Raw genomic sequence first — 20,405 nt, forward strand, 5'->3', positions numbered from 1 at the left:
ACGTGGCCTCGTCCTTCGTCCTGCCGTACGAACTGCACGGTGAGGGCCCGCACAAGGTGATCGCGGTGCACGGCTGGTTCGCCGACCGCGCCGCCTACGCGCCGATCGTGCCCGACCTCGACCGCACCTCCTTCCAGTACGCGCTCGTGGATCTGCGCGGCTACGGGGAGGCGAAACAGACACCGGGCGCGTGCACGACGGCCGAGGCCGCGGCGGATGTGCTCGACCTCGCGGACCGGCTCGGCTGGGAGCGGTTCTCGCTGATCGGGCACTCGATGGGCGGCAGCGTGGCGCAGCGCGTGGTGGCGAACGCGCGGCACCGGGTGCGCCGCATCGTGGGCATCTCCCCGGTTCCGGCGTCCGGTCTTCGGATGCCGCCCGAGCAGTGGGAGCTGTTCGTGACGGCCGACTCCTCGCCCGCCAACCGCCGCGCGATCATCGATGTCACCACGGGCGGCGTACGCCCCGCCGCGTGGCTCGACCGCATGGTGGAGCGCTCGCTCGCGTGCAGCGACGCCAAGGCGTTCCGGGCCTGGCTCGACTCGTGGACCGGCGACGACTTCCACACGGACCTGGAGCCCTGTACGGTCCCCGCGCTCGCGGTCACCGGGCAGCTCGACCCGGCCCTGGCCGCGCCCCTGATGCGCTCGACGTGGCTGACCTGGTTCACCCGCGGCGAGCTCGTCGACCTGCCCGTGTGCGGCCACTACGCGATGGACGAGGCGCCGCTCTCGCTGATCCGCGTCATGGAGGACTTCCTGCGGGCGGACCGCTCGTGACGCCTGCCGTCCCCGGCGTCTTCGACCCCCGCCTGTACGCCGAAGGCGTCCCGCACGAGCGCTACCGGACGCTGCGCGAGCACCACCCGGTGTCCTGGCAGCCGGAGCCCGCGGTCCTCGGCTGGCCGGAGGGGCCCGGCTTCTGGGCGGTGAGCCGGCACGCGGACGTGGTCCGGGTCCTCAAGGACGCGTCGGCGTACTCCTCACACCTGGGCGCCACCCAGATCCGCGATCCGGACCCGGCGGACCTCCCGTTCATCCGCGGCATGATGCTCAACCAGGACCCGCCGGCCCACGGCAGGCTGCGCCGCCTGGTGAGCCGGGCGTTCACGCCGCGCCGCGTGGAGGCGTTCCGGGAATCGGTGCGCGACCGGGCGAGAACCCTGCTGCGCAAGGCACTCGACGAGACCGAGACCGCGGACAAAGACAAAGACAAAGACCAAGACAAAGACACCGACACGGTGGACCTGGTCTCCACGGTCACCGACGACTACGCCCTCCTGAACCTCGCCGACCTCCTCGGCGTCCCGGAGTCCGACCGCGCGCTCCTCCTGCACTGGACGCGCCGCGTCATCGGCTACCAGGACCCGGACGAGGCACCGGAGGCCGCCACGGGCCCGCCGGTGAACCCGCGCTCCCCCTCCGCACTCGCCGACATGTTCGCGTACGCCGACGAACTGACGGCCCACAAGCGCGCCCACCCCGCCGACGACATCATGACGACGCTCGCCACCGACCCCGATCTCACGCCGCCCGAACGCCAGATGTTCTTCTTCCTGCTGACGATCGCGGGCAACGACACGGTCCGCAGCGCCGCCCCGGGCGGCCTGGCCCTGCTCGCCGAGGCCCCGGCCGCGTACGAACAACTCCGCTCCGGAAAGGCCGACTTGGCGCTCGTGCTCGACGAGCTGCTGCGCCGCCACCCGCCGGTCCTGACCTTCCGCCGCACGGCGACCGAGGACACCACCCTTGCGGGAACCCGCATCGGGCGCGGCGACAAGGTGGTCGTCCTGCACGCCTCCGCCAACCACGACGCACGCGTCTTCCGCGGCCCCTTCGCCCTGGACCTGGCCCGCACCCCCAACCCGCACGTCTCGTTCGGGAACGGCCCGCACGTCTGCCTGGGCGCCCACTTCGCGCGCCTCCAACTCCAGGCGCTGTACGAGGAGGTGGGCCGGGCTCTCCCGGCCCTGACGCTCGCGGCACCGCCGAAGCGCCTCGTCTCGAACTTCATCAACGGGATCAAGGAACTCCGGGTGGAGACGCACCCGCACACGCCCACGATCCGGTGATTGGCGGGGATCTTGGTCGTGGCACCCGAAGGTTCTGCTCATGATGATCAACAAGCTTCCCCGTACCGCTCGCCGCCTCGCCGCTCTGCCCGCCGCCGCGGTCTCCGTGCTGGCCCTCGCCTCCGCGCCGTCCGCCACGGCCAGTGCCCCGGACTCCGCCACCGCGAAGCCCGCGGCCTCCATGGCGAAGGCGGCGCCCTCCTGCCCCGTCGTCCCGGACCGCCTCTACGCGGCCGTGAACCGCGTCCCGCTGGAGCGGATCTCGCCGGAACCGGAGTACCGCGACGACTGCCAGACGCTGTACCGGGCGGACGGCCGCGCCCCGGCGGTGATCTTCAAGGAGGGCTTCGCGCCGAAGGACACCGTGAACGGCCAGTACGACCTGGAGCAGTACGTCCTCAAGAACCAGCCGTCGCCGTTCGTCTCCACCACCCGTGACCACGACCTCTTCAAGAAGTGGACCAAGTGGATGAAGGGCGGCGCGTACAACTACTACATCGACGCCCCGAACGGCATCGACGTGAACGAGACCATCGGCGACACGCACAAGTACGCCGATCAGGTGGAGGTCGCCTTCCCCGGAGGGGTCTCCTCGCGCTTCGTCATCGGCGCCTGCCCCATCAACAAGGAGACCAACACCGAACGCATGTCGGAGTGCGTGAGCAACCCGGGCTTCCGCCCCGCGACGGCGGCGCCGGCGGCGCAGTGAGCGCCGCCGGGCCGCCGGACCTCACTCCCCTTCGGGGCTCAGCGTGAGCGAGATCGAGTTGATGCAGTACCGCTGATCCGTGGGCGTCGGGTATCCCTCGCCCTCGAACACGTGGCCGAGGTGCGAGCCGCAGCGCGCGCAGCGCACCTCGGTGCGGACCATCCCGTGGGAGCGGTCCTCGATGAGCTCCACGGCGTCGGTGTTCTTCGGGTCGTAGAAGGACGGCCAGCCGCAGTGCGACTCGAACTTCTCCGTGGACGTGAAGAGCTCGGCGCCGCAGGCCCGGCAGCCGTAGACGCCCTTCGTCTTCGTGTCGGTGTACTCGCCGCGGAACGCGGGCTCCGTGCCGGCCTGGCGCAGCACCGCGTACTCCGCCGGGGTCAGCTCCGTGCGCCACTGCTCGTCCGGCTTCTCGACGTCGTACGACATGTGCCTCATCCCTTCAGCTGGTCAAGGATCCGCGGGCCGAGGTCCGTGACGTCGCCCGCGCCCATGGTGAGAACAAGATCTCCGGGCTTGGCCATTCCCGCGATCGTGGCGACCGCCGCGTCCTTGTCGTCGGCCGCCTGCACGTCGGCGCCCGCGTCCCGCGCGGCGTCGATGATCAGGGCGCTGGTAATGCCGGGGATCGGGTCCTCACGGGCCGGGTAGATGTCGAGGACGACCGAGGAGTCCGCGAGCGCGAGGGCCTGGCCCATCTCCTTGCCCAGCTCCTGGGTGCGGGAGAAGAGGTGCGGCTGGAAGAGGACGAGGATGCGGGCGTCGCCGGCCGCCGAGCGCATGGCCTCCAGGTCCGCCGTCATCTCCGTGGGGTGATGGGCGTAGGAGTCGATGACCTGGACGCCGCTCTCCTCGCCCTTGAGCTGGAGGCGGCGCTTGACGCCGGTGTACGACTTGAGCGCCGAGGCGAGGTTCCGGGCCGGGATGCCCATGGCGACGCCCGCGGCGAGCGCCGCCACCGCGTTCTGCGCGTAGTGGCGGCCGGGGACCGAGACCGTGAAGGTCAGCAGCTTGCCGTCCAGGAGGACGGTCACCTCGCTGGTCAGGCCGCGCGGGGTGATCTTGTGGATGCGGATGTCCGCGCCCTCGGACTCGCCGTACGTGACGACCTTGAGGGACGTGGTGTCCCGGACCCGGCGGGTCAGCTCGGCCGCGCCCGCCTGGTCGGCGGCGATGACGAGGGTGCCGCCGGGGGTGATCTTCCCGGTGAAGGTCTCGAAGGACTCGTAGATCTCGTCCATCGACGCGTAGTTCGCGTGGTGGTCGAGCTCGACGTTGAGGATGATCGCGACTTCCGGCGCGTACTTGTGGAAGCTGCGGTCCGATTCGTCGGCCTCGGCGACGAAGATCTCGCCCTCGCCGTGGTCGGCGTTGGAGCCGGGGACGTCCAGGTCGCCGCCGATGGCGTAGGACGGGTTCAGGCCGAGGGACTTCAGGGACACGGCGAGCATCGACGTCGTGGTCGTCTTGCCGTGCGTGCCCGCCACCGCGATCGGGCGCAGGCCGTCCATCAGGGAGGCGAGGGCGTCCGAGCGGTGCACGACCGGAATGCCCAGCTCCGTGGCGCGGGCCAGCTCCGGGTTGTCCTCGCGGATGGCCGAGGAGACGACCACGCAGGTGGCGTCGGAGGCGAGGTGCGCGGCGTCGTGGCCGATGTGCACCGTGGCGCCGAGCTCGCGCAGCGCCTGCGCCGTCGCGGACTCGCGGGCGTCGCTGCCCGCCACCCGCGCGCCGCGCTGGGCGAGGATCTTGGCGATGCCCGACATGCCGGCGCCGCCGATGCCGATGAAGTGCGGTCGGTCCATGTCGGCGGCGGAATGCGGCAGGCCGGGTGCCATGCGTGGTCTCCCCTGGGGTTCTCGGATGTCCTTGATCCGTGGTCACGCCGACCACGGCACGGGCCCCAGCCTATTGCCTCGACCCGCGCCGCCCCGCACCTCTCCCCGTTACGCCTTGCTGTGCGAGAACAGCTTCAGGACCGGTACGCCGACCTGGTGGCGGGCGCGCGAGGCCCAGTCCCGGTGGAAGAACTCCTCGACGTAGTGCGGATCGGTCAGCACGATGACCTCGTCCGCCTTCACCTCGTCGACGAGCGCCTTGAGGGCGTCCAGCGGGTGGTCCTCGATGAGGCGGCCCACCGCCTCGCTGCCCGCCTGGTGGAGCGCGGCGAGGGAGACGGCGAGGGCCTTCTCCGCGGGGCCCTTGGCCTCGTCGCCCTCGGGCACCTCGCTCTCCTTGCCCGCCTCGTCGAACTCCCCCATCGCGACGTCGTCGATGGCCCGCAGCAGGCGGTCGGCCTGGTCCCCGCGGGGCTGGAGCAGCACGTGGAAGGAGACTTCCTCCTCTCCGTGCAACGTGGTGACGAACTCCACGTCGGCGGAGGTCAGAGCCTTCTCGATCATCAATACGCTCGTGAACACGACGGGCGCCCTTCTTCTCCTACCGTGGGCCGACTGACGACGACCCTCCGGGTGGACCAGCGGACCTGCGGAAACCATCCTGCCCCGCATTCGCACGGGGTCTGACGAGATGTAGTGTGCCCAGCCAACGCTAAACGGAACGACTCATTCCGCCGAATGTCGCCGCGCTACCCGCGGTAGCGGCTACCGTCCGCCCCGCTGCCGGGCATAACGGCTGAAGAGGAACCCTTCCTCCTCCAGTAGGGACGCCAGTTCGAACCGCTCCGGCACGGCCAGGGTCGAGCCGCCCGCGATCCGCTGGGCGTCCCCCGCGGTCAGCATCGGGGACACGGTCAGGCACAGCTCGTCGAGTACCCCGCCCGCCACGAACTGACCGAGCATCCTCGGCCCGCCCTCGGTGAGCAGCCGCCGCAGGCCCCGCTCGCCGAGCGCCGCCACCGCGCGGTCCGGTTCGACCGCGGCGCCGTCGCCCGCGATCAGCACCTCCACGCCCGCCGCGCGCGCCGCCGCGACGCGGTCCGCCGAGGCCCCCGCGCCGGTCAGCAGCAGCGTCGGCACCAGCGGGTCGGAGAACAGCGGCAGGCCGAAGTCGAGGTCGAGGCTCGCGCTGATCACGGCGATCCGCGGGGCGGGCCCCTGCCCGGCGGCCTTCCTGCGCTCCGCGAACGCCTCGCGCGCGCGGGCGGGCCGGTAGCCCTCCAGGCGGACCGTCTCCGCGCCGACCACGACGACGTCGGCGAGCGCGCGCAGCGTGCCGAAGATCCGCATGTCGGTGTCGCAGGAGATGGGCTGGGAGCGGCCGTCGTGCTGGGCGGCCCCGTCGAGCGTGGAGACCATGTTGGCCCGCAGCCACGGCGCGTGCCCGGCCTCGGGCGGGTAGGCATAGGCGTCGGCGAGTTCGTCGAGGCTCCACTCGCGCCCCTCCGGGCTCGCCTCCCTCCCCTCGTACCCCTTGCCATCTGCTGTTTCGTACGTCACAGGGAACAGGCGTCGCATGACGTGCAGTGTGGCACGGCGACTAAGCTGAGTGACCGTGTCGCCATCCCTCGAAGCCGCCGACTCCCGGGAGTCCAGCCAGATGGGCATCAGCCCCATACCCGACGCCGCGCCGCTGTCCCTGTGCGCCCGTGAGCCGCATGTCCCCGCGGAGCGCCTGGTCGCCGAGATGGTGCCGCCGCCCCGGTTCAGCTCCGCGCGCTTCGACACGTACATTCCGGACCCGAAGCAGCCCAGCCAGATCGAGGCCGTCCAGGTCCTGAGCGGCTTCGCGGCGGGCCTCGGCGGGGCGCACGCGTCCGGCACCGGCAAGCGCCGCTGGTTCGCCAGGAAGCCCGCCGCCCCGACCGGGCCGCGCGGCGTCTACCTCGACGGCGGGTACGGCGTCGGCAAGACGCACCTCCTCGCCTCCCTGTGGCACGCGACGCCGGCCGAGCCCCAGCTCAAGGCCTTCGGCACGTTCGTCGAGCTGACGAACCTGGTGGGCGCGCTCGGCTTCCAGCAGACCGTGAAGACGCTCAGCGGGCACCGGCTGCTGTGCATCGACGAGTTCGAGCTGGACGACCCGGGTGACACGGTGCTCGTGTCGTCCCTCCTCGGAAAGCTGGTCGAGGCGGGTGTCGCGCTCGCCGCGACCTCGAACACGCTGCCGGGCAAGCTCGGTGAGGGCCGGTTCGCCTCCGCCGACTTCCTGCGCGAGATCCAGGGCCTGTCGGCCCACTTCAGGCCGCTGCGCATCGACGGCGAGGACTACCGGCACCGCGGCCTCCCCGAGGCCCCCTCGCCGTTCACCGACGAGCAGGTCACCAAGGCGGCGTACGCCACCGAGGGCGCCTCGCTCGACGACTTCCCGCACCTTCTGGAGCACCTCGCGCGCGTGCACCCCAGCCGGTACGGGGCGCTGACGGACGACCTGAAGGCGGTCTGCCTCACCGATGTGGCGGCCGTGCCCGACCAGTCGACCGCGCTGCGGCTCGTCGTCCTCGCGGACCGGCTCTACGACCGGGAGATCCCGGTACTGACGTCCGGTCAGCCGTTCGACAAGCTGTTCAGCGAGGAGATGCTGAACGGCGGGTACAAGAAGAAGTACTTCCGGGCGATCTCCCGGCTGACCGCGCTCGCGCGCGACGCGAAGGGTCTCGTGCACGAGTAACCCCCAGGTCGGGCGCTACGTGGGTGGGTGCGCGAAACGCGGGCGCTACGCGCGTGGTTCCCGAGGCGAAGGGCACGTGATAAACACAGCCGGGTCACAGTTCCTGTCCGCCAGCAGGAGGTCGCACCCATGTCACGCACCGCTGACGCACGACAGTCCACGACCCGCCGTCAGGTCCTCGCCCGCTCCGGCGCCCTGGGAGTGGGCATCGCCTTCGCGGGGAACCTCTCCGAGCTGTTCGCCGGCTCCGCCGCCGCCCAAGGACGCGCCGGATACGGCCCGTTGGTGCCCGACCCGGCCGGGCTGCTCGATCTCCCGAAGGGCTTCCGCTACAAGGTCCTGTCCCGGGAGGGCGAGCCACTGCGCTCCGGCGAGGGCAAGGTGCCCTCGAACCACGACGGGATGGCCGCCTTCGCCGGCAGACAGGGCCGCGTACACCTCGTGCGCAACCACGAGAACCGGGTCACCGGGAAGATCGGGGTGCCGACCGTCGAGGGTCTGACGTACGACCCGATGGGCAAGGGCGGCTGCACCGTGCTCTCCGTCGGCCGGAAGAACGACGTCGTGTCCGAGCGGGTCGGCATCGCCGGCACGGCGGTCAACTGCGCGGGCGGGCCCACCCCGTGGGGCACCTGGCTGACCTGCGAGGAGACCGAGGACAAGGCCGGTACGAACGGCTACACGAAGGACCACGGCTTCATCTTCGAGGTCGACCCCGTCGACCCGCACCGCTCGGGCGCCGTCCCGCTGACCGCGATGGGCCGCTTCCAGCACGAGGCGATCGCCGTCGATCCCAGGAACGGGATCGTGTACGAGACGGAGGACGCCTTCGACAAGCCCTTCGGCCTCTTCTACCGCTTCCTGCCCAAGAACACGAAGGGCGGCCTCGGTTCGCTGCGCGCGGGCGGCAGGCTCCAGGCGATGCGGGTGCCCGGCGTGCCGGACCTGTCGGCGATCCAGGAGACCGGGGCGACGTTCAGCGGCATCGAATGGGTCGACGTGCCGGACCCGCTGGCCGCGCAGACACCCATCCGCAACCAGGACTTCGGCCCGAAGGGCATCACCCACGCCCAGAAGCTGGAGGGCTGCTACTGGGGCGGCTCCAGCGTCTACTTCGTGTCGTCGTACGCCCGCAGCCGCGAGGGCTCGGCCGCCGACCACTTCGGGCAGATCTGGCGCTACGACCCGTCGTCGCGCCGCCTGACGCTCGTCATCGTGTTCGGCCCCGACACCGACGTCCAACTGCCCGGCGAGGAGCCCGACAACATCTGTCTCGCGCCCAGCGGGGGCCTGATGGTGTGCGAGGACGGCGAGGGCGCGCAGCACGTGTACGGCGTGACGCGCAAGGGCGAGGTGTACGCCATGGCGCGCGGCCGCCAGAACATCGGGACGCCCGACGAGCCCGAATGGGGCGAGTTCGCCGGCGTCACGTTCTCGCCGGACGGCGAGACGATGTTCGTGAACTGCTATACGCCTGGGACGACGTTCGCCGTGACGGGGCCCTGGCACTAGGCGCTGAGCACCACTGCGTGAGACCGGCGGCCGTTCCCTCGTTCGAGGGGACGGTTGTTCGCCTGGCCGGTTTTCGCGGGTGGCGCACCGCGTGCCGGGCGGGGCCCCTGGGCAAGGTCCCCCCATGGAAGAACGGTCAACCACAGCCTGGGAGTTCACCGACGACCGCGGACACCTCACGTCCGCGCGCGAGACGCCACAGCGCGTCGTCGCCTATATACAGGCCGGGGCGGGCCTGTGGGATCTGGGCATACGCCCGGTGGGGATCTTCGGCTCGTTCCACGACGGCGCCGAGCCGGACCGCGCCAAGTCCGGCGCGCTGCCCCTGGAGGACGTCGCGTATCTGGGCGCCGGGGCGGGGCTCGGCCTCGACGACGTGCTCGCGGCGCGCCCCGACCTGGTCGTGGCGCTCACGTACGGCGGCGGGCAGGTGTACGGCATCGAGCCCGACACGGCGAAGCATCTGGAGGAGCACGTCCCCGTCGCCGTGATCGACGTGGGGCAGGGCCGGACGCTCGGCGGGGTGCGGGAGCGCTTCGCGGAGCTCGGCCGCTCGCTCGGCAGTTCCGAGCCCGCGGAGGCGCGGGAGGACCTCGCGCGCGCCGAGCGGCAGTTGGGGGTCGCGGCCCGTGCGGCGCGGGGCGTCGGCGTGCTGGCGCTCTCGGCCGCCGGGGCGGACGCGGTGCATCTGGCCCGGCCCACCAAATGGCCGGACCTGAGCGCGCTCGGCGGTCTCGGGGTACGCATGGTGGCGCCGCCCGAGGGGCCCGGCGCCAACTGGTACACCGGGACGTGGCGGGACGTCGCGGAACTCGCCCCTGACGTCATCCTGTCGGACGCGCGCGCCAACGCGGCGCCGCGCGAGCAGTACGCGGCCGACCCGCACTGGGCGGCCGTCGCCGAACGGGCGTCGGTGCTGCCGTGGAACCCGGAGGTCCCCGCCAGCGCCCGCGCCCACGCGGCACTCTTCGACCAGGTGGCGGGGGCGCTGCGGGGGCGCTAGCGGGGCGCCGGCGGGTCAGTCGGCGGGCTCGTCGGGGACGGGCTGGTCGGGGCGGACTCCCGGGGCGTGCGGGGCCCCGGCGCGGCCGGTGCCCGCCACGTCGGAGTCGGGGACGGTGACGTCGGGCTCCGGGGCCTCCTCGGCCCCGTCCTCCGGCTCCGGGTTCGTGCCGGGCCCGTCGGTTCCGGGCTCTTCGTCGGTGTCCGCCTGCTGGTCGGGGAGGTCCCTCGGGACGGCGTCCGGTTCCCTGTCCATGAGGTGATCAGCGCCCCAGTGCCTTGGCGAGCTGGGACTTGTTCATCTTCGAGCGGCCCTCGACGCCCCGGTCCTTGGCCTCCTCGTAGAGCTGATCCTTCGTCGGACCGCCGGAGCCCTTGTGGGAACGCAGGCCGCCGCGCCTGCCGGAGGAGATGTCCTGCGTCGACGTGCGGCTCGCCTTCTTCGACTCGCCGCTCCTCGCGCGCTCCTTGTTCACCGTGCGTGCGGCGATCTCCTTGGCCCGCGACGTGCTCTCGCCCCGGTCCTCGGCACTCTTCTTGATCTTCTCGTACTGGCGCTCACGCTTGGCGTTCGATCCGCTCGGCATGCGGCTCACTCCCTTCCCTTCCGTTGTAGCCCCTCCCGCTCCATGTCGCAGTGCGACGCCGGGGCCGGGGGGATTCGCCCCCCGGCCCCGGCTTCCCTTCGCTCCCCTGGCCTCTCGGCCGCGCCCCGGGTCCCCCGGCCCGCGGCGCCCAAACTCCGCGTTTCCGCACGGGTGTTGTGGGCACCCGCCGCCGCATGCCGTTGCCAGTGAGGAACACGGAGATGGAGTGGCTGGACAGGGCGGCGTGCGTGGAGGAGGACCCCGACCTCTTCTTCCCCGTCGGCACCACCGGGCCCGCGGTCGACGACGTAGAAGCGGCCAAGGAGGTCTGCCGGCGCTGTCCGGTGATCATGGACTGCCTGCGGTGGGCCGTCGCCACCGGGCAGACGACGGGGGTGTGGGGCGGCACGTCGGAGACCGAGCGGGCCGGCCTGCTCCGGGCCGAGCGCCGACGCGCCCGGGCCACGCGCTGAGGACGTGACGCCCCGCCCGGTCAGGTGCTGCCCGGGCCGCCGCTGCCGAACGCGCCGCTGCCGCCCCGGCCCCAGCGGCGCGGCCGCTGGTCCTTGCTGCGCCTGCTGGTCGCGCTGCCGTGGCCGTTCAGCTCGTGCGGGGTCAGCCGGGAGCCGTCCTCCGTGTGCGGAACCTCGTCGGGCTCACGCATCTCGCGGACCTCGTGGACCGCGCCCGTACGGGGGAGTTTCGGCTGGTCGGCCGGGTCGGGCGGGCCCGGCTCCCGGCGGCGGAACCTGATGCCCATCCAGACCGCCCAGATCAGCGCGAGCGCGATCACAAGGCCCGCGACGAACGGAACGACCGAGGTCGCGAGGTCGGGGAAAGCCATTGGTGTCGTCATGCGTGCCGGGTACCCCGCAGAACGGGATCACGCCCCCATCGGTCCGATTTGCACGATTTACGTAGAATCCGACGATACCTTCGATGTGTGATCAGACATGTACGCCGTGTGACGGTGACCTGCGCCCTGGGCGCGCTCGCTCTCGGCCTCGCCGGGTGCGGTGGGACCGCCTCGTCGGGAGTCCCGGGCGCGACGCGGTCCGCCGGGCTCCCGGAGAGCTCCCCGAAGCCGAAGACGACAGTGACTCCGAGGCCGACCGCCAAGCCCACCCTCGCGCCCGGGCCGGGCGGCACCACCCCCGTCCTCGAGCGCGGCGCGGCGATGAAGGAGCGGACCGTCGCGCTCACCTTCGACGCCGACATGACGGCCGACCAGGGGGCGCGGGCGCGGGCCGGGGAACGCTTCGACAACCCCCAACTGGTGCGCACGCTACGGAAGTTGAAGGTACCGGCCACCGTCTTCATGACGGGGCGCTGGGCCGAGGAGTACCCGGCGGCCGCCAAGGACATCGGCCGGGACCCGCTGTTCGAGGTCGCCAACCACTCGTACAGCCACTACGCCTTCACGGGCGACTGCTACGGCCTGCCGCAGGTGCCCGCGCGGGGCATGCGCGCCGACGTCGACCGCGCCTTCACGGCCTTCCGGAAGGCGGGGGTCGAGCACGTCGTGCCGTACTTCCGGTTCCCCGGCGGCTGCTACGACCGGACGGCCCTGCGGGCGCTCGCACCGACCGGGGTGACGGCCGTGCAGTGGGACGTGGTCAGCGGGGACGCGTTCGCCACGGACGCGGACGCCGTGACCCGGCAGGTGCTCGACGGAGTGCGGCCCGGCTCGGTCGTCGTCATGCACTGCACGCGCAGCGCGGCGCCGACGACGGAGCGGGTGGTGCGGGCGGTGGTGCCGCGGCTGCGGGCGCAGGGCTACCGGTTCGTGCGGGTGTCGGACCTGGTGGGGGCCGCGCGCGGGGCGTGAGCGCGGGCGCGGGTACGTACGCTGGGGGCATGAGCGACTACTGCGCCGGTGGCCCCGAGGAGCGCCCGGCACCCGCCGCGGCGGCGACGGACGAACCGTTCGCCGAGTGCGTGCTGTGCCGGGAGCCCACGGAGTACCCGGAGTCGACGAAGGGCAGCACGCTGTGCCCGGTCTGCGAGTGGCAGGAGGCACAGCGCGGGGCCTGCTCCGGATAGCGGGCAGGACCGGGCCCGGTCAGCGGCGCGACGCGAGGGCGCAGGCGGCCGCCGCGCAGACCCCGGCCACCGCCGCCGCCCCCACCAGCGGCAGCAGCAGGACCGGCACCACCCCGTCCTGCGACCCGGTCACCAGGGCGCTCACCACCGACTTCGCCGGTGACCCGGGGGCGATCAGCGCGACGAGCGAGCACAGCACGAGGCCGGCCACGCCGAGGCCCGTGCCGCGCACCACGGGCCACGTCGTGACGGCGCCGACGGCGGTGCCGACGAGGGCGCACACCAGTACGGCGAGCAGCCCGGCCCCGGCGGCCGGCCCTCTGGCCACCCGCACCAGGCGGTCGGTGCTCACCCCGTCGCTGATCAGGGCCACGACCACGGTCGCCACGAGGCCGACGGTCACCGTGGCGAGGAACGCGGCGGTCAGGCTCGCGAGGTGGGCGCGCCACGGCGCCGTCGCCGCGGCGGTGCAACCGCGGGCCGCGGGCGGCTCATTGCTGACACAGATCCGCGCCAGCCAGGCCCCCACGGGGAGCAGGGCGGCGGCGGTGTACGCGAGCGAGTCCAGCACCGGTTGCCCCGCCTGCACGCCGACGGCGGTGAACGCGGCGTAGAGGACGACCGGCGCGAGCCAGCGCTGCGAGCGCAGCAGCAGGGCGGACTGGTAGGCGAGCAGGGCCGCGGTCATCCCTTGTCCTCCGTGGGCTCGGGCGGGCGGACGGCGACGATGTGCCAGGGCGGGTCGGCGGCGAGCAGCGTGCGCAGCACGGCGTCGGAGTGCGCGGCGTCCGTGGTGATCCGTACGGTGCGGGGGTCGAGGCGGACGCGGGTGTGCGGGTGCGGCAGCGCGGGCTCGTGCCCCGCGGGACCGGCGGCGTCGACGACCACGGCGCCGCCGCCGGCCCCCGTGATGCGCCGGACCGTCGCCCCGTCCACCTCGTACGTCGCGTCGGCGGTGGCGGCGAGGCGGCGCGGGTCGTGGTCGACGAAGAGCACGGCGGCGCCCGCCGCAGCGCGTTCGGCGACGGCGCCGTCGAGGGTGTCGCGGGCCGCGGTGTCGAGCCCGGTCCAGGCCTCGTCGAGGACGAGCAGCTCCGGTTCGGCGAGCAGGGCCGCGGCCACCGCCACCTTCTGGCTGCTGCCCTTGGACAGCTCGGCGAGGGAGGTCCCCAGATACTCGGCGCCGCCGAACCGCTCCAGCCACTCCCCCGCCCGCCGCGCGGCCGTCGGCCGGGACAGGCCGTGGATGCGGCCCATGTGCGTGAGGTAGGCGCGGGCGGTGAACGGCAGGGCGGGCGGGAAACGTTCGGGTACGAAGGCGGTCCGCGGTCGGCCGACGACCCGCCCCTCGGAGGGCGCGTCGACCCCGGCGACGAGGCGCAGCAACGTGGACTTCCCCGCACCGTTGGCCCCCCGCACCCGGAGCACGGCCCCCTCGGGCACATCCAGATCGACCCGGCGCAGCACCCATGGCCCACCGAGCCCATAACGGCGACCCGCGCCGCGAAGCGTGACGTGCATGCGGTCATGCTGCCGTACGGGCACGCGGCCCCCGGCGCCCAGGGGCGCGGGGGCCCGGGGGCCCGGGGGCCCGGGGGCCCGGGGGCCCGGGGGCCCGGGGGCCCGGGGGCCCACAGCGATCTTTCAGCCCTGGCGGCGGCCGAGGCGTTCAAGCCTCGGCGGAAGCCGAGGCACTCAGGCCTCGGGGAGGCCGAAGCATTCAGGCCCCGGCAGCCGCCGAGACATCCACGCCCCGGCGGAAGCTGAAGCATCCACACCCCGACGGCAGCCGAGACATTCAAGCCGCCTCGGCGGCGGCCGAAGTATCCACGCCCCAGCGGCAGCCGAGATTTAAGCCCCTGCGGCGATTGAGCAGCGGGGTCCGGGGCGGAGCCCCGTGGCGTGGGGAGCGGACGGCCGCCTGGCAGACTGGACCGGTGACCAGCGACGCTCCCCGTACCGACACCCCCTTCCGCTCCGAGCCGAGCGCACGCGACACCGCGCCGCAGTTCGTGCTGCCGCTCGTCGTCCGTATCGAGCGGGCCGCGCCCCCGACGCGGACGGACGCCCTGGAGGCCGCGGCGCGCGCCGTGCTGGTGATCCTCTCGGACGAGCGGTCCGTCGGCGACGGCGAGTGGGCGCAGGCGATGCGCGACTGGCAGGACGCCCGGATCCGCAAGGTGGTGCGGCGGGCGAGGGGCGCGGAGTGGCGGCGCGCCGAGGCCCTCGACGGGATCAAAGTCACCACCGGTTCCGCCGAGGTACGGGTCTTCCCGCCGGTCCCACTCGACGGCTGGCCCAAGGACCTGGCCCGCCTCCAGGTCTCCGGCACGGACCTCGACGACCCGGAACCGCCGCCCGCCGCCGACCCGTCGGCCCCGGTCATGTGGCTCAACCCCGACCTCGGCATGACCGCGGGCAAGACCATGGCGCAGGCCGGGCACGGCGCCCAGCTCGCCTGGTGGGAGCTGTCCGACGCGGAGCGCAAGGAGTGGCGTGAGGCGGGCTTCCCGCTGTCGGTGCGGACCGCGGACCCGGAGCGCTGGCCCGCGCTGACCACGGGCGGGCTGCCCGTCGTTCGGGATGCCGGGTTCACGGAGATCCCGCCCAGCGACACCGTCGTGTCGGAGGGGCCCCGGACGGGCGACTTCCTGCCCGGCCTGGCCCGCCTCTGAGCGTTCGGGCACGTAAAGACCCCGCCCGTCCGCACGGGGGATGACGGACGGCCGGGGCCACTCGGAAGGCTACCCCACTCCGTAGGAGGACGGGTCGGTTCCCCCCGGGCCCCCGGTGACCGCCGGTACCTCGGGTGAAACCTCAAATGTTGCTCTGAACGTGCCCGCTCAGGGGTTCGGGCCGCCCCGTCGCGGTCAGGACTTCAGGAAGCCGGGCGCAGGAGGGGGAGTTCCATGGAGCTGGGTACCGGGATCGGCTGGCGGCCCGAGATCGCTGACGCGGTCGAGGCCATGCCGGGCATCGACTGGGTCGAGGCCGTCGCCGAGAATCTGTGTCCGGGGCATCTGCCGGACTCCCTGCGGCGGCTGCGCGAGCGCGGCGTCACCGTCGTGCCGCACGGCGTCTCGCTCGGCCTCGGCGGCGCCGACCGCCCCGACGAGGGCCGGCTCGCCGACCTCGCCGCCTGCGCGGAGGCACTCGCCGCTCCGCTGGTCACCGAACACATCGCGTTCGTACGGGCCGGTGGTGAGCGCACCGCGTCGCCGCTCCTGGAGGCGGGCCACCTGCTGCCCGTGCCGCGCACCCGCGACGCGCTCGACGTGCTGTGCGAGAACGTACGGATCGCCCAGGACGCGCTGCCGGTGCCGCTCGCGGTGGAGAACATCGCGGCACTGTTCGGCTGGCCCGGCGAGGAGTTGACGGAGGGCCAGTTCCTGTACGAGCTGGTGGAACGCACCGGCGTACGGCTCCTCATCGACGTGGCCAACCTCCACACCAACCACGTCAACCGCGGCGAGGACCCGGCGAAGGCGCTCGCTGAACTGCCGGTCGAGGCCATCGCGTACGTGCATGTCGCGGGCGGCTTCGAGCGGGACGGCGTCTGGCACGACAGCCACGCGCACCCGGTGCCGCCGGCCGTCCTCGACGTACTGGCCGAACTGGCCTCGCGGGTGACCCCGCCGGGAGTGCTGCTCGAACGCGACGACAACTTCCCCGAGGACCTCGGGGAGTTGGGCCGCGAGGTGGAGGTCATCCGGGAGACGGTCGCGGCCGGGTCGGGCCCGCGCGCCCAGGCCCCGTCCCACCGGCCTGCCGCACCCGCCGCCCCGCCCGTCGACGCCGCCGCACGGCAGCGACTCGCCCTCGACCAGGCCGCACTGCTGTCCGCGCTCGTCGCGGGCACCCCGGCCCCGGAGGGCTTCGACCGCGCGCGCCTCGCCGTGCAGAGCCGCGCGCTGGCGGCCAAGCGGGCCGACATCGTCGCGAGGGTGGCACCCGAACTGCCCCTGATACTCGGGGAATCCACCTACCGCTCGCTCTTCCTCGGGTACGCACGACGCCACGCGATGACAAGCGGCTACCGCCGCGACGCACTCGACTTCGCCGAGGACCTGCTGCTCGCACAACGCGTCCAGGCCACGGCCGCCCGCCGCGAACTGACCCACTGGTGGCTCGACCGCTCGGGCCCCCGCCCCCTGTCCGGCCGCCCGGTGGCCCGGGCACTGAAGTCGGCGGCGTTCGCCCTGCGGCGAGGCATCTAGCCCCCCTGCGGTGCAGGTGAGCAAATCAAGCCCCTGCGGCGATTGAGCAGCGGGGTCCGGGGCAGAGCCCCGAGTCCGCAACGCCGGTGCAGCCCATGTGCCCGCATACGTACCGCAGGTGACGTAACTCCCGCCGATGCCCACCCTGCTCCCCCGCCGGAGGCTAGCGTGCGATGTCGCACCAGGAGGCACCATGCTGCGACCGACCCCGCCCCGCGCCATCCGCACCGGCACCGCCCTCATCGTCACAGGACTCGTGGCGACGCTGGCCGCACTCGTCTTCCCCCTGTGGTCGTACGCGGACCGCTCCGGCACCGGGCTCGACGAGCTCAACGCCCAGACCGTGTCCACCAGATTCGGGCCGCTGTCCGCCACCGACCGCCTCTTCATCACCAAGGTGCGGCTCGCCGGGCTGTGGGAGCTGCCTGCCGGACAGCAGGCCCAGGAGCGGGCGCCGAGCGAGGCGGTCGAGACGGCGGGCGAGCACCTCGTCGAGGGGCACACGTTCCTGGACGCCCGGGTCCGCGAGGTCGCGGCCCGGATGAACCTGGAGCTGCCCAGCCAGCCGAACGCACAACAGCAGCGCTGGCTGCGGGAGTTGACCGCGGCCAAGGGCACCGACTACGAGCAGAAGTTCGCCAACATCCTGCGCCGCGCCCACGGGCAGGTCTTCTCGCTGGTCGCCCAGGTGCGCGCCGCGACCCGCAACGCGCTCGTGCGGGAACTCGCGGACGACGCCAACACCACCGTCCTCGACCACATCAAGGTCCTGGAGGCAACGGGCCTGGTCGACTTCGACGCGGTCGCCCGCGACGGCGCCACCGCGAGCCCGCCGCCCGCGACCCGCTCCCCCGCCCCGCCGGGCCCGACCTCCGCACCGGACTCCGCGACCCCGGTGTCGCCGTCGCCCACCCCGTCGTTCCCCCTGCCGCCGGCGGTGTCCAGCCCGAAGCCCGAAACCAAGCCCGAGACCAAGCCGAAAGCCGACCCCACGGCCAAATCCAAGCCCAAGTCCCAGACCCAGTCCCAGCCCAAGTCCCAGTCCCAGCCCAAGTCCCAGCCAAAGACTCAGCCGAACGCCAAGGCGGCCGAACCCGCGGGACCGAACGTCACGACGCGATAACAGGCCGTCCACATCGTGGGCGAGACGTAGCGGTATCCGGGCAACTGTCGTAGAAACTGCGCATGTTGTGGGTGCTGTTCCTCCTCGTCGCCTGCGCCGTCGCGGGAGTCTCCTGTGGACGGCTGTGTCTCGCGGCCGTGCGCGCCGCCGAGAGCGAACGCGCGACGGGCCGCGACGCGTACGTCGTCGCCGCACACCGGGACCACGAACTGTCCCTGTACGAGACCGCCTTCCTGTCGGGCGGACCCGAGCGGGTCGCCGAGGTGACGCTCGTGTCGATGGCCCGCAACCGGCGCCTGCTGCTCGCGCACACGGGCTGGGCGACCGTCGTCGACCCGGTCGCCGAGGACGCCATGGAGCGTTCGGTGCTGCGCGCCATCGGGCCCGAGGGGCAGGCCAGGATCGCGCCGCTGCGGGCGACGGCCGCGGCCGGGGACGCGGTGCGGGCACTCGCCGAACGCCTGGTCGCGGCCGGGCTCGCGGTGCCCGACCGGGAGCGGACGACGCTCACGGGCGCGGTACGGCAGGTCCGGCAGGCGGCCGCGGCCGTGCTGGTGCTCGGCGCGCTGGCGGTCCTGCTGCCGGGCGAGAGTGCGCGGCAAGGCGGCCCGGTGGCACTGTGGTTCGGGCTTCCGCTGCTGCTCACGCTGAGCTGTCTGACGCTCGCCCGCGTCGAGATCCACCCGTACACGCGCTGGGCCTCGCCGACCGGGCAGCGGCTGCTCGCGGGCCGGCCGCTGGACGCGGGCAGCCTGCTCGCCGTCGCGGTGCGCGGGGTACGGGCGGTCGACGACCCGCAGCTTCGCGCGGCGCTGTCCGGCCCGGGGCGGCATACCACCGACTGACCTGCCCCGCACACCGAAGTCGGCAGTCACCACGCATCAGGGTCATGGTTACGACACCCACGACCTGGTCCTTTACTTCGCCGACCGGCGCCCCAAGGATCGAGCGATGCGAGCAGCCCCAGCCCTCTGCGCCACCGCGGGATCCTTGATCCTCTCGGCTCTGGTCACCGCCCCCGCGGCCGACGCGAGCGCCGCCGCGCCCACGCCTCCCCGCCCCGCCGCCGCCGACACCGCGGGCAGCACCGTCGCCGCGCTGCGCGCCGCGGACGCGGGCATCGACTGGGGCAGCTGCCCCAAGGTGGAGGATCTGCCGAAGCCGATCCAGTGCGGCACCGTCACCGTCCCGCTCGACTACGCGCACCCGATGGGCAAGCAGATCAAGCTGACCGTCAGCCGCGCGAAGGCGACCGGCAAGGACACCGGCGAGAACAAGGCCAAGGGGCGGAAGGTCGCACGGCAGGGCTCGCTCGTCTTCAACCCCGGCGGCCCCGGCGGCAACGGCATGTACTTCCCGATCGCCGGCGCGCAGCCGGAGTGGCGGCGCATCGGCGCCGCGTACGACCTGATCGGTTACGCCCCCCGTGGCGTCGGCCGCTCGGCGCCGCTGTCGTGCGAGGACCCGAAGAAGCGCCTCAAGGGCCCGTCCGAGTCGCCGACCCACCCCACGGCGGCGTACAAGCAGAAGCGGATCGCGCAGGCGAAGGCGTACGCGCGCGGGTGCGCCGAGCGGAACCCGGAGATCGAGCACTACACGACGCTCAACAACGCCCGTGACCTGGACGTGCTGCGGGCCGCGCTCGGTGAGAAGAAGCTGACGTTCCTGGGCGCCTCGTACGGCACGTACATCGGGGCCGTGTACGCCGAGCTGTTCCCCTCGCACGTGCGGCGGATGGTCTTCGACTCGGCGGTCGACCCGTCCCCGAAGGGGATCTGGTACGCCAACAACCTCGAACAGTCGGCCGCCTTCGAGCGCCGCTGGACCGACTTCAAGGCGTGGGTCGCCCGCAACGACAAGGCGTACCACCTGGGCCGGACGCCCGATAAGGTCCAGGCGGCGTACGAGAAGGTGAGCGCGGAACTGTCCCGCGAGCCGGCCGGCGGCAAGGTCGGGCCCGCCCAGTTGCAGTCCGCGTTCCTGCAGGCCGGGTACTACGACGACTACTGGCCGCTGCGGGCCTACGCGCTCTCCGCCTATGTGAAGGGCGACCCGAAGCCGCTCGTCGACCAGGCCTCGCCGATCCCGGCGTCCGCCAAGGAGGACGAGAACAGCAACGCCGTCTACACGGCGGTGCAGTGCAACGACGCGTCCTGGCCGACGGACTTCCGCACCTGGGACCGCGACAACACGGAACTCGCGAAGCGCGCCCCGTTCGAGACGTGGGACAACGCGTGGATGAACCTGCCGTGCGCGTACTGGTCGACTCCCCGGCAACAGCCGGTCGACGTGCGCACGTCCCCGGGCGAACTCCCGCCGACCCTCATCCTCGCGGCCGAGCGGGACGCCGCGACGCCGTACAAGGGTGCCCAGGAACTCAACGGCCGCCTGGCGGGCTCCGCCCTGGTGACCGAACGCGAGGCGGGCACCCACGGCATCGGCGCGGGCCCGAACAAGTGCGTCAACGGCCGTCTGGACTCATATCTCCTCGACGGCGAGCTGCCCGACAACGGTGCGGCATCCTGCGCCCCCCACAAGGAACCGAAGCCACTGGGCGATTGAAGCCCCGCCG

The 20,405-nt window shown here is 73.0% G+C and carries 22 protein-coding genes and 1 pseudogene; 14 read left to right on the forward strand and 9 right to left on the reverse strand.

What is annotated here, in order from left to right:
• Positions 1-2 precede the first annotated feature (2 nt).
• The 3 genes from ACFV9W_RS23005 to ACFV9W_RS23015 are packed head-to-tail and all read left to right on the forward strand — an operon-like array spanning position 3 to position 2,780.
• On the forward strand, positions 3-779 hold the full coding sequence (locus tag ACFV9W_RS23005; protein WP_385763787.1) for an alpha/beta fold hydrolase: 777 nt from the start codon (positions 3-5) through the stop codon (positions 777-779).
• A complete protein-coding gene (locus tag ACFV9W_RS23010; RefSeq protein WP_385763789.1) occupies positions 776-2,071 on the forward strand; it encodes a cytochrome P450 in 1,296 nt (431 codons plus the stop codon). Before ACFV9W_RS23005 ends, ACFV9W_RS23010 begins: the two co-directional genes overlap by 4 nt.
• 43 nt (positions 2,072-2,114) lie before the next feature.
• The gene (locus ACFV9W_RS23015; RefSeq protein ID WP_385763934.1) at positions 2,115-2,780 is read left to right on the forward strand and encodes an ADP-ribosyltransferase; all 666 of its coding nucleotides are present in this window, start codon (positions 2,115-2,117) and stop codon (positions 2,778-2,780) included.
• A 21-nt stretch (positions 2,781-2,801) separates the two neighbouring features.
• Here ACFV9W_RS23015 and msrB read toward each other — a convergent pair whose 3' ends face one another.
• The 4 genes from msrB to ACFV9W_RS23035 all read right to left on the reverse strand — a co-directional run bounded on the left by msrB (position 2,802) and on the right by ACFV9W_RS23035 (position 6,196).
• Positions 2,802-3,209 (reverse strand): peptide-methionine (R)-S-oxide reductase MsrB, encoded by a 408-nt coding sequence (msrB, locus tag ACFV9W_RS23020; protein ID WP_385763791.1) that lies wholly within the window; start codon positions 3,207-3,209, stop codon positions 2,802-2,804.
• Between the two features lie 5 nt (positions 3,210-3,214).
• Positions 3,215-4,618: a UDP-N-acetylmuramate--L-alanine ligase gene (gene murC / locus ACFV9W_RS23025; RefSeq protein ID WP_385763793.1), complete on the reverse strand. Its 1,404-nt coding sequence runs from the start codon at positions 4,616-4,618 to the stop codon at positions 3,215-3,217.
• Positions 4,619-4,726: 108 nt separating this feature from the next.
• Positions 4,727-5,200, reverse strand: a complete 474-nt coding sequence (locus ACFV9W_RS23030; RefSeq protein WP_385763795.1) for an indole-3-glycerol phosphate synthase — start codon at positions 5,198-5,200, stop codon at positions 4,727-4,729.
• Positions 5,201-5,383: 183 nt separating this feature from the next.
• Entirely contained in the window at positions 5,384-6,196 is an 813-nt protein-coding gene (locus ACFV9W_RS23035) for a pyrimidine reductase family protein (RefSeq protein WP_385763797.1), read from the reverse strand.
• An 82-nt stretch (positions 6,197-6,278) separates the two neighbouring features.
• Here ACFV9W_RS23035 and zapE point away from each other — a divergent pair, with 82 nt between their 5' ends.
• The 3 genes from zapE to ACFV9W_RS23050 all read left to right on the forward strand — a co-directional run bounded on the left by zapE (position 6,279) and on the right by ACFV9W_RS23050 (position 9,864).
• Positions 6,279-7,349 (forward strand): cell division protein ZapE, encoded by a 1,071-nt coding sequence (zapE, locus tag ACFV9W_RS23040; RefSeq protein ID WP_385763936.1) that lies wholly within the window; start codon positions 6,279-6,281, stop codon positions 7,347-7,349.
• Between the two features lie 129 nt (positions 7,350-7,478).
• Entirely contained in the window at positions 7,479-8,861 is a 1,383-nt protein-coding gene (locus ACFV9W_RS23045; RefSeq protein WP_385763799.1) for an alkaline phosphatase PhoX, read from the forward strand.
• A 124-nt stretch (positions 8,862-8,985) separates the two neighbouring features.
• Positions 8,986-9,864, forward strand: coding sequence for an ABC transporter substrate-binding protein (locus tag ACFV9W_RS23050; RefSeq protein WP_385763801.1), 879 nt, complete (start codon positions 8,986-8,988; stop codon positions 9,862-9,864).
• A 15-nt stretch (positions 9,865-9,879) separates the two neighbouring features.
• Here the strand turns inward: ACFV9W_RS23050 and ACFV9W_RS23055 are convergent, their stop codons facing one another.
• Together ACFV9W_RS23055 and ACFV9W_RS23060 are read right to left on the reverse strand one after the other, a co-directional pair.
• Positions 9,880-10,119, reverse strand: a complete 240-nt coding sequence (locus tag ACFV9W_RS23055; protein WP_385763803.1) for a hypothetical protein — start codon at positions 10,117-10,119, stop codon at positions 9,880-9,882.
• 7 nt (positions 10,120-10,126) lie between these two features.
• Complete coding sequence (locus ACFV9W_RS23060) at positions 10,127-10,450, reverse strand: plasmid stabilization protein (RefSeq protein ID WP_385763805.1); 324 nt, start codon at positions 10,448-10,450, stop codon at positions 10,127-10,129.
• Positions 10,451-10,671: 221 nt separating this feature from the next.
• Between ACFV9W_RS23060 and ACFV9W_RS23065 the strand changes: the two genes are divergently transcribed.
• Entirely contained in the window at positions 10,672-10,923 is a 252-nt protein-coding gene (locus tag ACFV9W_RS23065; protein WP_385763807.1) for a WhiB family transcriptional regulator, read from the forward strand.
• Positions 10,924-10,943: 20 nt separating this feature from the next.
• On the opposite strand, the gene ACFV9W_RS23070 is transcribed toward ACFV9W_RS23065, so the two are convergent.
• Positions 10,944-11,306: a DUF6479 family protein gene (locus ACFV9W_RS23070; protein WP_385763809.1), complete on the reverse strand. Its 363-nt coding sequence runs from the start codon at positions 11,304-11,306 to the stop codon at positions 10,944-10,946.
• Between the two features lie 87 nt (positions 11,307-11,393).
• Here ACFV9W_RS23070 and ACFV9W_RS23075 point away from each other — a divergent pair, with 87 nt between their 5' ends.
• The gene (locus ACFV9W_RS23075) at positions 11,394-12,278 is read left to right on the forward strand and encodes a polysaccharide deacetylase family protein (RefSeq protein WP_385763811.1); all 885 of its coding nucleotides are present in this window, start codon (positions 11,394-11,396) and stop codon (positions 12,276-12,278) included.
• Positions 12,279-12,307: 29 nt separating this feature from the next.
• Entirely contained in the window at positions 12,308-12,493 is a 186-nt protein-coding gene (locus ACFV9W_RS23080) for a hypothetical protein (RefSeq protein WP_385763813.1), read from the forward strand.
• A 19-nt stretch (positions 12,494-12,512) separates the two neighbouring features.
• Here the strand turns inward: ACFV9W_RS23080 and ACFV9W_RS23085 are convergent, their stop codons facing one another.
• Together ACFV9W_RS23085 and ACFV9W_RS23090 are read right to left on the reverse strand one after the other, a co-directional pair.
• Positions 12,513-13,181, reverse strand: coding sequence for an ABC transporter (locus ACFV9W_RS23085; protein WP_385763815.1), 669 nt, complete (start codon positions 13,179-13,181; stop codon positions 12,513-12,515).
• Positions 13,178-14,014, reverse strand: a complete 837-nt coding sequence (locus ACFV9W_RS23090) for an ATP-binding cassette domain-containing protein (RefSeq protein ID WP_385763817.1) — start codon at positions 14,012-14,014, stop codon at positions 13,178-13,180. The genes ACFV9W_RS23085 and ACFV9W_RS23090 overlap by 4 nt, the downstream gene beginning before the upstream one ends.
• Before the next feature lie 416 nt (positions 14,015-14,430).
• Between ACFV9W_RS23090 and ACFV9W_RS23095 the strand changes: the two genes are divergently transcribed.
• The 5 genes and pseudogenes from ACFV9W_RS23095 (at position 14,431) to ACFV9W_RS23115 (ending at position 20,395) form a co-directional block, all read left to right on the forward strand.
• Positions 14,431-15,168 (forward strand): peptidyl-tRNA hydrolase, encoded by a 738-nt coding sequence (locus ACFV9W_RS23095; RefSeq protein ID WP_385763819.1) that lies wholly within the window; start codon positions 14,431-14,433, stop codon positions 15,166-15,168.
• A 234-nt stretch (positions 15,169-15,402) separates the two neighbouring features.
• Positions 15,403-16,710 carry a DUF692 domain-containing protein gene (locus ACFV9W_RS23100; protein WP_385763821.1) on the forward strand — a complete coding sequence of 436 codons (1,308 nt, stop codon included), beginning with the start codon at positions 15,403-15,405 and terminating at the stop codon, positions 16,708-16,710.
• Between the two features lie 193 nt (positions 16,711-16,903).
• Positions 16,904-17,668: pseudogene (locus ACFV9W_RS23105) on the forward strand (DUF4142 domain-containing protein); the annotation flags it as partial.
• A gap of 227 nt (positions 17,669-17,895) precedes the next feature.
• Positions 17,896-18,678 carry a TIGR04222 domain-containing membrane protein gene (locus tag ACFV9W_RS23110; protein WP_385763823.1) on the forward strand — a complete coding sequence of 261 codons (783 nt, stop codon included), beginning with the start codon at positions 17,896-17,898 and terminating at the stop codon, positions 18,676-18,678.
• A 106-nt stretch (positions 18,679-18,784) separates the two neighbouring features.
• Positions 18,785-20,395 (forward strand): alpha/beta hydrolase, encoded by a 1,611-nt coding sequence (locus tag ACFV9W_RS23115; RefSeq protein WP_385763825.1) that lies wholly within the window; start codon positions 18,785-18,787, stop codon positions 20,393-20,395.
• Positions 20,396-20,405 lie beyond the last annotated feature (10 nt).

This window comes from Streptomyces sp. NPDC059897 (assembly GCF_042730865.1).
GTDB lineage: Bacteria > Actinomycetota > Actinomycetes > Streptomycetales > Streptomycetaceae > Streptomyces.